The organism is Lysinibacillus sp. CD3-6, assembly GCF_006351725.2.
Lineage (GTDB): Bacteria > Bacillota > Bacilli > Bacillales_A > Planococcaceae > Lysinibacillus.
This window is the reverse complement of the sequence record NZ_CP085880.1, coordinates 1,336,209-1,351,793: the sequence shown is the minus strand read 5'-3', so window position 1 is coordinate 1,351,793 and position 15,585 is coordinate 1,336,209. Positions and strand designations below refer to the sequence as shown.

Here is a 15,585-nt window from a genome sequence, read left to right as displayed (position 1 = left end):
CATTCGACACTTTTTCGATTATGGCTCTTGCAGGTTGTTTAGGGGATATTAATCTTGATAACAAGTGTCATAATCGCCTTTCATTAACAAACTTTTACAAGCCAATCCATTTTCGTGATAAATCTCTTTACCTACTTTTAATTTAATACTTCGATTTGAATTTGGAAAATCTGGGTCAACATTTATAATAGACAAGATATCCTCATCAAGCCATTTCATAGAAAAATTACTTTTTGCATCACTATAATAAATTGTATGTACATTATTATTCTCACTATTGTTTTTAATTTCTACCCAGACATTCACTCCACCTGCTGCACCACCGTATGGCTCGTAATAAGCATTGGCAGTATACTTTTCTGTTGGGGATACGACAGGGCCAGGTCCCTTTTGGACGAATTCTCGATCTATATCATTAAATGTAAAAAAATATGTTTCATATAGATAGATTGTAGATACTAAAGCCATCCCACATAGCGTTGCCATTAGCATTTTTTTAGGAAAGGGTTTCTTTTTAATGACGGAAATTAAGACATTCGTACAGAAAATGAAAAATAAAAGAATAGTAATAAATGCAATTAAGATACCAAATAAAATGAGTATAATAATTCTCCCTTTCTGAAAGTGAAGTACATGAAACTAAAATATTTTAAAGTAAATGTTCATTGAATGGTTATGTAATTTTTTTCAGAAAAAAACTATATATCTATCTATAAAGATGCAAATTGATCTGTTTTGGTTCCCACATAATTTTAAATAATAATAGCAGCTTTTCTTCGTGGTTTTTGAAAAGTTGTGCTATATTCAAAGTGTCAGGAGTGAGTGAATGAAAAAGTTTTTAACAATTACCGCGATAATGCTTGTTTTACTCGGAGCAGCTGGCTATGCTGTGTGGCATTTTGGGACAAATATCGCTTCCGAAAAAATAATTGAAAAAGTGGAATCTAATTTAGATGATGCAAATTTAGAAGAAGTAAAATCGTATATCGAGAATGATTCGATGGTTCAAGAAATTGTAAGTGAAGCAGCAACTACAAATCCAGAAACTCTCCCCTTCCAAACTAAGGAAGAGGCGACACGTGTGTTAATAAAAAAAGTAGGCATTAATCGTATACTTGAAATTCAGGAACAAGTGCAAAACGGATCTATTAGTAAGGATGAAGTATTATCTGAAATTGAAGGTAAACTATCTGAAGAAGAAATTTCTGCTTTAAAATATGTATTATATAAGGAATTGAATAAATAAACCTAGCCATTAATAATATAGACTCGATTCCCCTTTAGTGGAATCGAGTCCTTTTTTCCTTACATATTGAAATTAAAGGCTACTACACAATGTTTAAATGCGTTGTTTTTCATACTCAAAGGGTTCTTCACACGAATAGATTTCATTGAAAAATCCCTTATACGGAATATCATCTTCCAAGCATTTTATGAGATATGACAGCCCCTCATCACACTCCCGCTCTTCGCCATTATTCTGCATTATTTCAAATCTATCTAGAATATTCTCCATAAGAGTTGCTTTTATAAATAAGGGTAATTGATCTACCATCGTATTACTAATATGAGTTTCGGAACGATATCCTTCAAGGACGATTTTAAAATAATCATCCATAAACTGTTTACGTTCATGAGGATCTTGTTCAAATTGTATCCAACCCACTCCTTGTGTCCAAAGATCAGCCAAGTCATACATATACCAACCGAAACATGCATTATCAAAATCATATACAGTGATTTGTCCACTATCAAAATCTATCGAGTAATTCCCATCATTAAAGTCAAAATGGATCATACCGAATGACTCACTGTCCCTGTCCAATCCTTTTAAGGTTTTAAGTAGCTCTACCATCTTTTGCTTAAGCAAAGTAAAGGAGCCTGGTATCAAGCTATTGATATATTCGACATTATATTTATCAAGAAAACTATACCGACGATGGACGGGATTATATTCTTTCGATAATTGGTGCAATTTCCCGAGGACTTTACCGCAGTTATAATAATATTCGGTAATCGAAACGCCTTCCCTGTACCGATAATTATTTTCCACAAGCATTTTTCCCTTAGCCTTTTTAAATAGACAGATAAAAAAGGTATGATTATTATGAGTAAGCTCTTCCAAGAGGTTCCCCTTCATAGAGTTGACTACATCTGAAACACTTCCGCCATGTTCGAATAAATATCTGATATACTCAACTTCACCAAGGAAATCTTCCCTGCCTCTGTCATTTAAGTAGGCAATTCTGAGTATTTTGGCGTCCGCACCCTCTTTTTCACATGTATAGACAACATTACGCCCTCCAGTATGTGCTTCTATCGGCTTGATTTCATAACCTTCCAACTGGTACAACTTTGATATTAATGGAAGTAAATATGTCTCACCGATTTTAACAACCTCATTATAAGTCATAAACCCTCTCCTCTCTGAGTGACTGAAATAATTAGAAACTTTGTTAGTATTGATTGGAACAATCCCATCCTTTTCATTTAATCCAATTAATTAACTTATAATGACAAAGCTTCATAAGTTAATTAATATATTCTATATATTACCATATATACCTTTTTTATTAAAACAGTTGTTTGACAAGTATCCATACTCACTCCCATGAATAATGTAGCTTAGTAAATCTTAAAGCGTTTTTGTGTAATAATATCGCTTCCCCGTTAGCGGATAATGATTGAGGACAAATTCTTCTTGATAGCCTAGCTTGATATAAAAATCGGGTGCTTGAAAACTAAACGTATTTAGGAAAGCATATTTGCATCCTCTGTTCATAGCAATCTTCTCAGCTTTCATCATCAATTCGGTACCAATATGCTGTCCACGAAGTTCTTCACTTACCCATAAATACTCAACTTCCAACCAATTTCCATGTGTATCCCCAATCAAACCCGCAACCCTTTTCCCCTTTTCATCTTCTACAAATAGACCAATATCTCTTATTAGCTTTTCTTCAATACTTTCAAGATTGTATTTTAATAGTTCTTGAAAAATATATTCTTTTTCCTGTTTAGTCACATTATCTGATTCAATATATTTCATTTTTCCGCCTCCTATTTGTGTGTCACTAATTGTTTAAAGTAGAAACTCTTTTTTAAAATACTTCTGCCTTTTTGCACCTGTTACAGCTTTCAATGCCAATAAACCTAATAATAAAAAGGCAAATGACCCCATTAATCCAACAGGACGGATGGCAGTCCATTCAGCAGCTAACCCTATTACAATTGTTAAAGCTACAATGCAACCCGCTTCAATGACACTAAAGATGCTGCCAAATCTCCCCATCATCTTCACAGGAACATGATTTTGGTAGAACGTCAAAAATCCTGTATTTGCAAATGTAACTGCAAACCCTATTATAAATACCCCTGTTGCTGCACTCATAAAGCCACTCGAACTATAAAGGACGACATAACCTATTGAGGTAAAAATAGTCCCCATACCAATTAATAAATTCACTGCAAGTTGTTTTGAAAATACTGAGTTAATAATTGATCCTATTATAATGCCCGCTCCAAAGATACTTAATAAAAAGCCATAATTGGTGTCTGATATGGAAAGGATGCCTTTAGCAAACGCTGCCTCAAGGGAATCAATCGCAGTCATAAATATCGTAGTCCCACTAAATATTAAATATATTTTTGTGATATAGGTATCGTTCTTACTAAAATGATATACCATGCGAAAATCTTTTTTTATCAAGTCCCATGTAAATCTTTGCGCCTCTGTCTCGTTGAGTCTTGTATCAACATTCGGTAGCATCATAATTATGAATGCTGAAAAAAATAAAGCCACTGCATTAATATGAATGGCCGTATAAGGAGTCCCCATCCAAAACAAGATTCCAGCGATGACAGGGCCAATTAGTGAACCACATGAGTTAATAAAACTACGTAGCGCATTAAAACGTTGCCGATCGTTTTCTGGTATAAGTTTTGTCATATACACCATAGAAGTAGGCTGAAAAATAGCACTGCCCATATTAATGATAAAAGCTAGTACATAAACATAAATAAATGAAGGTAAAAACGGAATTAACGCAATACAAATTGCTCGAAAAATATCTAAACACATCATAAGTCGTCTTGTATTTATCCGATCAATTAAACTACCTGCCCAAGCATTCGAACATATTGTTGCAATGGGACCTAATATATATAAAATAGCAATTGCAAGTGGAGAACCTGTTTCATTCAATATAATTAAGTTTAGTGCGATTAGGTACACCCATGCACCGACATTTGAAATGCCTATTCCCCCTAAAAGGATTAAAGGATATTTCCATCTGGACATCTTCACCACTCCATTTTTATTTTTAGTCAAACAAAATAAAAAAACTCACCCCCAAGATTTTCATCTTGGGGGCGAGTCATATCGCGGTGCCACCCCAGTTCATTTCTACATCGCTGTAGAAGTCTTATCGAGTACGGCATTGTGAAATAAAACACCTGCGATACTCTATCTCGTTAACGTGAGAATACGTTGCATCATCATTGCTTTTACAAACAAATCCAATGCACAGCTCCGAGGCTTGTTTCAACATATTTCCTATCCCTCCTTTTCAGCTTCCAGAGGTCTCTGTAGATAGTACGTATATTTACTCTTCTTTTCATAGCTTTTTATATGTAATTTTGTAAATCTTATACTATTTCAAATTAAAATTCAATACATACACGGCTTTTTGTTCATGCATCATTAAAACTATTCCATAAATTTTCATCAACGATAAAAAAACCTTCATGCGAACATGCTGCTAGTAAACATTGATCATCTTGATAAAACATCAAATCCTCTGGTAATTTTGGAGTAATCCAACCAAAAAGTGAGTTGCTTCGCTCCTTTAAAAATTGTGTCGTAACGTTATTTAAATGAAAATAAAAAACAAATGCTGTACTTTCACCAAGTATCGTTGTCTCCCACTGTCGTTGAATTTTCCTGTCGATAATTTGGTCTTTTATTTCTGCCATTATTTCATCGACAAAGGCTAGCCTCAGTTTTTCATCATCCATTAATTGTCTGTTCTCTACAAACGCAAAACGGTTACATCTCGTTGCAAGAAACTCAATAAGCTGTTGGTATCGTTTCCCTTCAACTTTTTCTCTAATCATAATCAATAGTAAAACCTCCTCACTTCAATATCCAAATTATAGCATTGATACTATATCGTACGAATAGGATGTAAATAAAAAACAAGTTGCAGTAAAATTTGAATTATAAAAAGAACACAGCTTGGTTATGAAACATACCAAGCTGTGTTCTTTTTTAACTTTTACGGATCATAACAGTAGAGGTTACGTGAGACACAAATCACCAACTGTAGAGAGCGTAGTGATTAACATTACAAGTCTATCGGCTTGCCACCTGTCACCCCATAAATCTGACCAGTAATATAACTTCCTTCATCAGAAGCTAGAAGAACATATACTGGCGCAAGCTCCACTGGTTGTCCTGCACGACCGAGTGGCGTATTTTGCCCAAATTCAGGAATTTGTCCTTGCAATTGTCCATTATCTAATTGCAATGGCGTCCATATTGGTCCTGGCGCGACACCATTGACGCGCACACCCTTAGAAGCAAAGTATGTGGATAGCGATACCATAAAGTTGCTTATCGCACCTTTTGTAGCGGCATAATCCATTAAAGATGGGGACGGATCGAAAGATTGAACTGAGGTGGTGGTAATAATCGCACTTCCAGGTTCCAAATGTTCTTCAGCAGCTTTTACGGTCTCAAACATGCTGATGATGTTTACTTTGAAAGTGTCTTGCACTTGTTTGATTGTTAAATCACTTAGGGAAGGCTGTGCGATTTGTTGCGCAGCATTCAATACAAGCGTGTCCAATCCGCCAAAAGCTTCCACTGTTTTTGTAACAATCTCTGTCGCTGAGCCATCTTCTCGCAAGTCATATGGTAGCAGTAAGGCTTTTCTACCTGCTTTTTCAATGTATTCTTTGACTTCGTTAGCATCTTCCTCTTCGCCAGGGAAGAATTGGATGGCTACATTAGCTCCTTCACGTGCATAGGCAATGGCGGCGGCACGACCAATACCAGAATCGCCTCCAGTAATTAAGGCATTGCGCCCTTCTAACCGATTGTATCCTTTATATGATTCTTCTCCACAGTCAGGTTTGGGTCTCATTTCATTTTGTAGCGCTGGAGTGTTCTGTTCTTGATTCGGGAATTTTCTCGTTTGAAATTTCTTACGTGGGTCTGTTAGATGTGGGTTTCCCATCAATTATCATCTCCTATTTTGTATAATTTTTAAATTGTCATAAAAAAATCGAAAACACTTTGTGAGCTTACACTCACCAAATCCTGTTACATTGTTTGAATACCCTGTGACTATTTACTTTAAACAGCTTCAGTTCTATTCCTCCCTATGCTTTAGCTATTTACTTATTCTTGCAAAAGAAAAAACACCTCATGTAAGCGAGCAGACTAGTCCATTTTGTAATGGATAGTTTGAACACTTACAGAAGGTGTTTTAAGTACCTCTATAATGATGTTTATAATGGTTAGACAAATGTTTGTGCTTATGCTTGTAACGCCTTAATTGCTTGAGCTACTTGCTCTTCTGTTAAATTGTGACGCACGATGTAGCGATTACGCTCATGCTTCGTACATTCGATTGTACAGCCACCTAAATGCTTTGCTTCATTTTCTTCAGATGCGATGATTTGCTTGTTACATTCAGGGTTTGCACAGTTAATGTAACGTTCACAAGGTTCACCGTCATAATGATCACGACCGATAATTACATGCTCTACTTGATTGATTGGCACTGTTAAACGCTCATCAAAGACGTACATTTGACCGTCCCATAATTGACCTTTCGCAACAGGGTCTTTTCCGTATGTTGCAACACCGCCATGTAATTGACCGACATTACCAAAGCCTTCACGTTTCATCCATCCTGAAAACTTCTCACAACGAATTCCACCCGTGCAATATGTTAAAACATTTTTCCCTTCGAAAAGCTCACGATTTTCACGTACCCATTCTGGTGTGTCACGGAAGTTTTCTACATCTGGTCGAATCGCGCCACGAAAATGGCCGACATCGTATTCATACGTGTTACGTACATCTAATACTACTGTATTTTCATCTTGCATTTCAGCAAGGAATTGTTCTGGTGACAGGTAGCGACCTGTTAATTCATGTGGGTTAACGTCTTCCTCTAAGCCTAAGTTTACTAACTCAGGACGTGGGCGTACGTGCATTTTTTTGAATGCATGGCCATCTGCCGCATCTATTTTGAAGACTATGCCCTCAAATAAAGCATCAGCTTGCATATTTGCCATGTATTGTTCTGTTTGCTCAATCGTACCTGAAACAGTACCGTTAATGCCCTCATTTGCTACTAAAATACGACCTTTTAAACCGATTTCATTACACATTGCTAAATGCGTTGTAGAAAATTCAGCTGGATCTTCAATCTTCGTGTAATGGTAATACAATAAAACTTGATAATTCATACTTTTCACCTATCATTTCATATATTTGCAGGATATACCTGATAGTCTCTTTTACGACCTATTAACCATAAATGATAATCACTTAATATGCTATCGGTAATTAGGCTGAAATGTGTATAATTACATTTTTTAATAATTCAGAAAGTCTGGGAGCGATTAAAATGCAATACATGCTTACGATACTCGATTTTAAAGTCGATGTTATTCTTTTTCACTAACCTCTAAAATTTTTAAACCCTCGGATGCTTCTGGCGCTTCAAAAAATTTTGTCACTTGTATAAACGTCGCTTCCGTATCAAAAACTGCTCTTTCAGGCTGTTCGTTACGTCTTTGTGCAATTTGACGTAAGCATTGCTCGTTATTTAAATTAAGAAAAATTAGTTGATGATTTGCATTGACCTCTGACGCGATATCCAAAAACCACTTTCGCTGTTTTTGCGTGTTACCTGGAAAATCCATCACTACATCTGTACCAACACTTAATATATTTTGGACATGCTTTTTCAATATCGGCTTGAGCTGTGCTGAAAATTTTAGATAGTCCTCAAATGAATTGATCTGATTGGGATAAAGAGATGACAGCCATTCGTCCTCAGATAACAGTACCGCATGTTTTTCTATAGCCAATTGTTTTGATTTAGTTGATTTCCCTGCCCCCATTTTTCCACAGAAAAAGTATAGATTTCCTAATTTTTTCATATTTTTATTCCTCCGAGCTTTTTTTATTTGTTGTTGCCCTACCTTGTAAAACTATAATTTACAAATGAGCCGATAGTTCAAAAACTTCATTCCTTTTTAAGCAACAGAAAAAAACGAATTCTAAAATCAAAATCCGTTCTTCATAAATTCTTATATTAACTCTAACATAATGTTTATATGTGACAACACATTGGTACAGAAGTGTTTAAGCTGTTAAGACGTTATCAAAAGCGTTCCATCGTTAAATCAGTATTTACTGAAACCCCAGCTTTATTTCCTTTAGCAGCTGAAATCATTAAAGAGGATGGTTTAGATCTTTCGGTTTCCCCTGCAATATATACGTTTTTTTGAGTTGTCCTACCAACACCATCAGTTATAACTTTTCCATCTTCATGAATATCACAGCCAAGCCTCTCAGCAAAATGATTTGGACGATAATAAGATGGGGCAACAAATCCACCTGTTCTTCTAATTGTTGCTCCTGTTTCAAACTCTATTTTTTGTAAGTAACCGTCATTTCCTATTAAGTCTTTTATCTTTTCCGATATCATTTTGATATTGTGTTTTTGCAACTCCATTGTACCTTCTTTAGATAATTGAGCTCCATTCGTTAAGACAACCAAATCTTGCGACCAATTATAAACTAACTTAGTCAAATGCAGTACATGCTCTTCTTTTTCCGCAATAACTACTAATGGCTTATCTTTCTGCTCCCAGCCATCACAATACGGACAACTGAATAGACTTTTCCCATAAAACCTTCTTATACTTGGAATAGTAAATATTTCTTGAATACCTGTGGCGAGTATTATTTTTTCAGAAACAAATTCCTCACTATTAGATGTTTTGACTATAAATCGCTCATTACCAAAATCCTTAATAATTTCATTCACTGTTGCAGTAAAATATGATACGGTCGGATAATTCTCCAACTCTTTTAACGCTGTTTCTTTAAACGCTTGTGGTTTTATCCCATCACGGGTAATAAATCCATGTGACGCTTGTGTCACACTATTCCTATTCGTGCTATTGTCAAATAATGCAATATTTCTTCTAGCCCTTCCTAAAGTTAAGCTAGCACTTAACCCAGAAGGACCCCCACCTATAATGATACAATCGAGGATATTCATTTTTTACCTCCGTATTGAATTGGTTTTATTGTGAATTGTTCTTTCATAATAGAACTACATTATTTCCCACATTATAGATTTCCATTCTTTACACCACTATTATAGGTTTTCTTGTTTTTATAACGAAGAAGTTTTGTTTATTCCACTATTCTGACCCGTTAGCTGAATGCACCAATTGTTGAACACAAGTGCTACTTAATGAATAAGACCAATCTTGAATTTTAAAATTAGCCATAAATGCTACCTTGAGATCTAAGAATGTCCACCATACTTCCACTAATTTTTATCTTTTTTTCTCTTTTAAGTTTGAAGAGGTTTAATAAAGGTTATTAAACACTATAGCGAAATATTTAAAATACAAAATAGGAGATGGACAGTATGAGTTTCATTTGGTTTTTAATAATTGGCGGGATTATCGGTTGGCTTGCAGGTATAATTTTAGGACGAGATATCCCTGGTGGAATTATTGGTAATATTATCGCAGGTATTATCGGTGCATGGATTGGCGGTATGCTTCTTGGTAGTTGGGGTCCTAAAATTTCTGATTTCTATATCTTCCCAGCACTCATTGGAGCAATTATACTAGTTTTCATTGTGAGCGTAATTTTAAAATCAATGCGTAAAGCATCGTAAGCTAAATAGATTTTTTAGTTATACGGTGAAGAGTGATTGTGTAATAAAAAAGGCGATCTTCCACAAACAAATTTGTGGAGGACCGCTTTTTTTATATTTATTTACTTAACAATCCTCGGCTCTCTGATTTAAGAAGAATAGCACGGTCTCTTCAATAATCAAGCACAATTAATGAAAATTGAATCAATTTTTTGGCGGAATATATTCTCCTGTTGTTACATTAAATCCTACTGCTGTCATTTCTGTTTGATCGCGATTCCAACCGATTACTAACATTAAGGAAATATTTGTCTCTGTATCTTTTCTCAGCATGAAATTGTAACCTTTTGCCCAATCCTTACCTGGATAAATATTGCCCATTTTTAATGCTTTTTTTAGTAATTCAGGTGAATCATATTTGATATCATTAACACCTATAAACTCCTTTTTAGGATAAGGGGAAGTACCTTCTGTTGTTAAATCATTTAGTCCATCTATTTCTCCATTATGGATAGTTACTAAAAAATATTTATTCGTGTCTGGCACTCCAAACGATATATTCCAATTTTTTCTTTTACCGTTTGCACCAATTCCCTTACCAGGTTTATCTAAATCTATATTGATTGCATCTAATAATTGCGCATTTTCATTCCATTTTATTGCTGAAGGATATGCTAATTCAATAGCTTGTTTTATGGATAATTCTTGGTGTTCACTGACTACTAACGTTTTTCCAGTTGATTGTGATGTACGAGCTGATACTTTCTCAATAGTACCTATTAAAGTTAATAATATTAAGACAGAAATAACTATTTTTTTCATTTTCTTAACCTCCTTTTTAGAGGTATTCTTTCCAAAGCTTTTTCAATTATCCTGCCTCTTTAATTTAAGTGTAATCCATCACGTTCTCGCGTTTTAATTGTGAAAACTTAAAATTCATTAAGTTTGTCTACTGTTTAAAAGTGCTCATTATTGACCACTATTCTCTGGTTTTAATGGTTTTGTAAAATGAAAATTTGATGTGCGATTTTTCTTCTTCGGGCGTTAATAAACGAATCGCCTTTCCAACCTCTCCATTTTGCATTTCCCAAATAGAATTATGGTCATCAACAGCATTTGAAAAATCGCCTACCGACCATCTCTCCAGTATTTTTACATATGCATCCCCATTGTCGTAATTTTTCATATTGAGCTTTGCTATTTTTATATGCTTACCCTCGATTCTTCGCTTTTTTCAGTAAGACAACGTATAATAAAAGAAGCAGAAGAAGAATTCATTTTTCCTCTAGTTAAAAAAAGAGGTGCAATTACTTGAAACAGTTTGAAGCAACATTACCTGAGCATTATGAAACATTAAAAAAACAGGCCAATTATACATCTAGCTGGCGAGAGCGTTTAGAAGCAGTCGAAATATTATCGGCTTATCATCATGACAAAATCATAGATTTATTAAAAAATCGTATGCAGCATGATACTGTCCACAAAGTGCAATTAGCAGCCTATGAAGCACTTGTTGCGCTTGGCGAGGACGTAGAGAAACCATCACCTGCACGTTTTGATATTATCAAAGGAACAGACAAAATTTTCCTTCGAGTTAAAAAGAGCTTGCCGAAGGACCATACAGTGGCAGACTTTGCGGATAAACTAAAACGTATGCGTTTAGATGTCTTTGATGCGTATGAAGGCGACAAAGGTGTTCAATTTATGAGTTGGTTAGAAGAACGTTGGGCAAAACTGTAATCAATAGTATTACGATTTATAAAGGAAAGTCATTCTCTCCGCTTGTGGAGGGAATGACTTTTTCTTATTTTTCGCTGCGGCTAATCTTAATAAACTTACCTTTTCCGTTAGTTCAATAAATAGATAGATTTGAGTCTTTCAAGCTTTTTCAGCTAGTTTTTTTATAACCTGTATAAGATGTTTCATCAAATCACTTCGTTACTCTCTTCATATACATCTGAAAAAATTATATTAAAAATATACCTCTAAAACAGAGATTACCAATCCAATAATGCTATTAGAATTGCACTTTGAAATTGTCCTAAAAGTCATTGCCTTCGAATAAAATGCAAATACATCTGATAATTGGAGGCTATTTTATGGATTCTATAGTTACCTATATCTTTTTAGGTATATCAATGGCTGCAACGATTGGACCTGTTAAGTCTATCCTAATAAATACAGGTTTAAAAAATGGCTTTTTTCATGCATGGTTTTTTAGTCTAGGTGCCATAACGACCGATATTATCTATATGTTTATCGTATATTATGGAATTGGACAATTTATCAATTCCATCTGGCTAAAAACAATTCTTTGGTCTTTCGGCTGTTTTGTTCTTTTGTATACAGGAATCGAAAGTTTACTGTCGTTACATAAAATTGAAATAGATTCGAAAACGGGTAAAAGAACAAGACTGAGACACTCGATTATGTCTGGTTTTTTCATGTCTTTTTTGAATCCGTTAACCATCCTTTTTTGGCTGGGAATTTACGGCTCCATACTTGCAAAAACGTCTGATATTTCAACAGGGTATGAAATCATTTTAGTCAGTACTTCTATTTTAATTGGCATTATTTTTATAGATTTTATTTATTCTTTTTTATCCAGTGTCGCTCGAAAATTACTATCCATAAAGCTTTTGAAAACAGTCTCTTTTATCTCAGCCTTATTAATGATTGGTTTTGGAATCTACTTTGGCAAGCAAGCTTACCAAGCATTATTCCAATAAAGTCAACAACAGCGCATAAAATGAACACGAAAGGAAACCATACCTTAAAAAGAATATTAGACGAGGTGTGGTAATGGACAAAGAGAAGGTTAATGTTAGTGTCTGGTGTATTGTAAGTTTGACTTCCATTCCACTTATCATGACATTGGGAAATTCGATGCTTATTCCCGTGCTCCCAAAACTGGAAGATAAGGTCGGGATTACTTCATTTCAGTCCAGCATGATCATTACAAGCTATTCAGTCGCAGCGATTTTTCTTATCCCAGTAGCGGGCTATTTATCGGACCGCTTCGGCAGAAAAATAGTAATATTACCGAGCTTAATTTTAGCTTTAATCGGTGGTCTAATTGCTGGATTTGCTTCATGGAAAATGGATGACCCTTATACAATGATCATTGTGGGCAGAATTATTCAAGGAATAGGTGCTGCTGGTGCCATGCCAATTGTATTGCCTCTTGTAGGTGATCTTTATCAGGATGATGACGAAAAAATAAGCTCTACATTAGGGATAATTGAAACGTCTAACACGTTTGGGAAAGTGTTAAGCCCCATTCTAGGTTCAATATTTGCAGCTTTTTTATGGTTCCTTCCCTTCTTCTCCATTTCAGCGCTTAGTCTGATTTCGATTGTACTTATTTTTTTCTTCGTTAAAGCTCCGAAAGATGATGATGAACCATTGAAGTTCAAAGAGTTTTTACAAAATACTAAAAAAGTTTTCAAGGAGGAAGGAAAATGGTTGTATACCGTATTCCTTAACGGGATCCTTGTGATGCTCATATTATTTAGTATGCTATTTTTCTTGTCCGAAAACCTCGAAAAAGTTCATGATATAAAAGGTATTAAAAAAGGGTTTGTCTTGGCCATCCCGCTATTATTACTTTGTATAGCTTCATTTATATCTGGGCGGAAAATTAAAGGAAACCTTGGAAGAATTAAAAAAATAATCATTACCTCCTTAATCGCAATGTCTGTCGGTATTATCTTTGTTGGGTTTACAAGCAAAAAGCTGATTCTTTTATTAGTGGTCACAAGTATAGTGGGGATTGCTATCGGTGCCCTATTACCTGCACTTGACACAATTATTACTGACAATATTAGAAAAGAATTAAGGGGAACAGTATCCTCTTTTTACAGTTCGGCACGATTTATAGGCGTTGCAGCTGGCCCTCCCATTATGTCACTAGTCATGAAAAACTATCTCAATGCAAGCTATATTACGGCAAGTGTATTGGGATTTATTCTCCTGTTCGTTGTCTTGAAGTATATCAAAGTAGAAGATATTGAAAAAACCAATAAAATGGCATAAAAATAAGGACCTGACAGCTATTGCAGCCAAAGATCTTTTTTTGAATTCCAGAAAAGCGGCCGATTGTAGATGATTGTTTTTCAACTATCCTCCTGTAATTATGAACGATAAAAAATGCAGGTATACAGCTTAAGTGATTGCCTTTTATCACATAAGGTGACTTTTTCCATGTTTTATTTATTCAATTTTGTGGAATAGATTAAATGTGAACATAAATAGGAGGGATATATTATGACAGTCAAATTAACAGTAGAAAACGTCGTACAAGCGAAACAAGAAGTGGAGAAATTAGAAGCGCAAGGATATCTTCGAGATAACATTTACATCTTTGCACACTATGAAGATCGTGAAGATGATATTAACGAAGCACTGGGGACAGAAGAAGCTGGTATTAGCGAGCAAGGGTTCCTGACTTCTATGAAGAACTTGGTGAATTCCCGTGGAGATGAACTCCGCAATAAGTTAGCTTCTGTTGGATTAAGTAAATCGGAAGCTGCTCACTACGAAGAGGAACTGGATACAGGTAAATTAGTTCTAGTTGCCAATAAGTAAAAACAAACCCAGGAATCCAATCCTGGGTTTGTTTTTCATTTTACAAGTCCTCCTCGTATTGCTAGAATTCTGTCTTCCAGATGGCCTTTCAAGCAATCAGAATAAAAACCCATCCTTCTTTATTGGAATATGGCCCTTTAATGAAAACGAGCGTGGATTCTTGCTACAGAATCGGATTCTTATATGGAAGACTTGATTTCAAGATAATACAATTACAATTTCAAAGTTTGTCTATCACCCGACAAACTGAATTAGACTAACTCGTAAAAAAAGCAGTGACGGCCTAGGAACTCGAAAGACCTAGACTGCCGCTGCTTTTATTGTGCTAACGTAATCTTGTTAGCGTAATCTATTTTAGGTGACAAGGTCATCTAACCGTCTGGTAAACGAGACCTATGGCTCCAGAATCAAATGTCTTGTTTTCGATAAGTTTAAGATTGACCTTCTCCTTTAGACCTTGGAATAACGGCAACCCGCTGCCGACAAGGACGGGAGAAACCGTAATTTTATACTCATCAATTAAATCAAACTGCATAAGGTAGTGTGCGAATCTAGGACTTCCTAGGATGACCATATCCTTGCCTGGCTGCTGTTTGAGGTTCTTGATCTCTTCCTCGACATTTTCTTTCACCAGACTAGAATTGTTCCATTCGACTTTCTCCAGCGTCGTAGAAAAAACGATTTTGGCTGTCTTTTCGATCCACTCGGCATGATTCCGTTCGTACTGCGAAGCTGATGGGTTCGAAGGCACAGATGGCCAGTAACTGTGCATCATCTGATAAGTCCCACGTCCCCAAATAACAGTGTCGGCAGTACTCAGAATTTCTTTCGCATGTTTCTCCAAATCAGAATCGTAGGAAACCCAACCAATGTCCATTTCACCGTTTGGCCCTTCTACAAAACCGTCAAGCGATGTGTGCAGAAATAGAACAAGTTTTCTCATTTTCAGTTCTCCTTTGTTCATGAGGGATGTCACATTATACTTTGCAGTTTTCATTAATGTCATGTGCAAAGTCAAGTATAGCACACATAACAATCAATAATTTCTTCTAGATTGCAAAATCTCTTTATTAAA

Annotated in this window: 18 protein-coding genes and 1 other annotated feature; of the genes, 6 read left to right on the top strand and 12 right to left on the bottom strand. The window is 35.4% G+C overall.

The window, feature by feature from the left end:
* Window positions 1–48: 48 nt before the first annotated feature.
* Window positions 49–486, bottom strand: a complete 438-nt coding sequence (locus FH508_RS06295) for a DUF5412 family protein (RefSeq protein WP_228134414.1) — start codon at window positions 484–486, stop codon at window positions 49–51.
* Window positions 487–826: 340 nt separating this feature from the next.
* Between FH508_RS06295 and FH508_RS06290 the strand changes: the two genes are divergently transcribed.
* Window positions 827–1,246: a hypothetical protein gene (locus FH508_RS06290; RefSeq protein ID WP_173478181.1), complete on the top strand. Its 420-nt coding sequence runs from the start codon at window positions 827–829 to the stop codon at window positions 1,244–1,246.
* 93 nt (window positions 1,247–1,339) lie between these two features.
* On the opposite strand, the gene FH508_RS06285 is transcribed toward FH508_RS06290, so the two are convergent.
* The 8 genes from FH508_RS06285 to FH508_RS06250 form a co-directional block, all read right to left on the bottom strand.
* Complete coding sequence (locus FH508_RS06285; protein WP_173478180.1) at window positions 1,340–2,413, bottom strand: phosphotransferase enzyme family protein; 1,074 nt, start codon at window positions 2,411–2,413, stop codon at window positions 1,340–1,342.
* Between the two features lie 222 nt (window positions 2,414–2,635).
* Window positions 2,636–3,049, bottom strand: coding sequence for a GNAT family N-acetyltransferase (locus FH508_RS06280; protein ID WP_173478179.1), 414 nt, complete (start codon window positions 3,047–3,049; stop codon window positions 2,636–2,638).
* Window positions 3,050–3,082: 33 nt separating this feature from the next.
* A complete protein-coding gene (locus tag FH508_RS06275; RefSeq protein WP_173478178.1) occupies window positions 3,083–4,300 on the bottom strand; it encodes an MFS transporter in 1,218 nt (405 codons plus the stop codon).
* 64 nt (window positions 4,301–4,364) lie between these two features.
* Window positions 4,365–4,629: a binding site (T-box leader), on the bottom strand.
* Window positions 4,630–4,692: 63 nt separating this feature from the next.
* Window positions 4,693–5,115 carry a stage III sporulation protein AH gene (locus FH508_RS06270; protein ID WP_217270264.1) on the bottom strand — a complete coding sequence of 141 codons (423 nt, stop codon included), beginning with the start codon at window positions 5,113–5,115 and terminating at the stop codon, window positions 4,693–4,695.
* Between the two features lie 230 nt (window positions 5,116–5,345).
* Complete coding sequence (locus FH508_RS06265; RefSeq protein WP_173478177.1) at window positions 5,346–6,239, bottom strand: SDR family oxidoreductase; 894 nt, start codon at window positions 6,237–6,239, stop codon at window positions 5,346–5,348.
* Window positions 6,240–6,540: 301 nt separating this feature from the next.
* Window positions 6,541–7,482, bottom strand: coding sequence for an oxygen-dependent tRNA uridine(34) hydroxylase TrhO (locus tag FH508_RS06260; protein ID WP_173478176.1), 942 nt, complete (start codon window positions 7,480–7,482; stop codon window positions 6,541–6,543).
* 201 nt (window positions 7,483–7,683) lie between these two features.
* Entirely contained in the window at window positions 7,684–8,181 is a 498-nt protein-coding gene (locus FH508_RS06255) for a P-loop nucleotide/nucleoside kinase family protein (RefSeq protein ID WP_173478175.1), read from the bottom strand.
* A gap of 224 nt (window positions 8,182–8,405) precedes the next feature.
* A complete protein-coding gene (locus FH508_RS06250; RefSeq protein WP_173478174.1) occupies window positions 8,406–9,311 on the bottom strand; it encodes an NAD(P)/FAD-dependent oxidoreductase in 906 nt (301 codons plus the stop codon).
* 378 nt (window positions 9,312–9,689) lie between these two features.
* Between FH508_RS06250 and FH508_RS06245 the strand changes: the two genes are divergently transcribed.
* On the top strand, window positions 9,690–9,944 hold the full coding sequence (locus FH508_RS06245) for a GlsB/YeaQ/YmgE family stress response membrane protein (RefSeq protein ID WP_173478173.1): 255 nt from the start codon (window positions 9,690–9,692) through the stop codon (window positions 9,942–9,944).
* A gap of 183 nt (window positions 9,945–10,127) precedes the next feature.
* Here FH508_RS06245 and FH508_RS06240 read toward each other — a convergent pair whose 3' ends face one another.
* A complete protein-coding gene (locus FH508_RS06240; RefSeq protein WP_173478172.1) occupies window positions 10,128–10,745 on the bottom strand; it encodes a hypothetical protein in 618 nt (205 codons plus the stop codon).
* Window positions 10,746–10,902: 157 nt separating this feature from the next.
* Complete coding sequence (locus FH508_RS06235; RefSeq protein ID WP_173478171.1) at window positions 10,903–11,109, bottom strand: DUF6241 domain-containing protein; 207 nt, start codon at window positions 11,107–11,109, stop codon at window positions 10,903–10,905.
* Window positions 11,110–11,234: 125 nt separating this feature from the next.
* Here FH508_RS06235 and FH508_RS06230 point away from each other — a divergent pair, with 125 nt between their 5' ends.
* The 4 genes from FH508_RS06230 (at window position 11,235) to FH508_RS06215 (ending at window position 14,510) form a co-directional block, all read left to right on the top strand.
* Window positions 11,235–11,663 carry a HEAT repeat domain-containing protein gene (locus FH508_RS06230; RefSeq protein ID WP_173478170.1) on the top strand — a complete coding sequence of 143 codons (429 nt, stop codon included), beginning with the start codon at window positions 11,235–11,237 and terminating at the stop codon, window positions 11,661–11,663.
* Between the two features lie 359 nt (window positions 11,664–12,022).
* Complete coding sequence (locus FH508_RS06225; RefSeq protein ID WP_173478169.1) at window positions 12,023–12,652, top strand: LysE family translocator; 630 nt, start codon at window positions 12,023–12,025, stop codon at window positions 12,650–12,652.
* Between the two features lie 73 nt (window positions 12,653–12,725).
* Window positions 12,726–13,958 (top strand): MFS transporter, encoded by a 1,233-nt coding sequence (locus FH508_RS06220; protein ID WP_173478168.1) that lies wholly within the window; start codon window positions 12,726–12,728, stop codon window positions 13,956–13,958.
* 231 nt (window positions 13,959–14,189) lie between these two features.
* Window positions 14,190–14,510, top strand: a complete 321-nt coding sequence (locus FH508_RS06215) for a YflT domain-containing protein (protein ID WP_173478167.1) — start codon at window positions 14,190–14,192, stop codon at window positions 14,508–14,510.
* A 367-nt stretch (window positions 14,511–14,877) separates the two neighbouring features.
* On the opposite strand, the gene FH508_RS06210 is transcribed toward FH508_RS06215, so the two are convergent.
* Window positions 14,878–15,453: a dihydrofolate reductase family protein gene (locus FH508_RS06210; RefSeq protein WP_173478166.1), complete on the bottom strand. Its 576-nt coding sequence runs from the start codon at window positions 15,451–15,453 to the stop codon at window positions 14,878–14,880.
* Window positions 15,454–15,585: the final 132 nt, after the last annotated feature.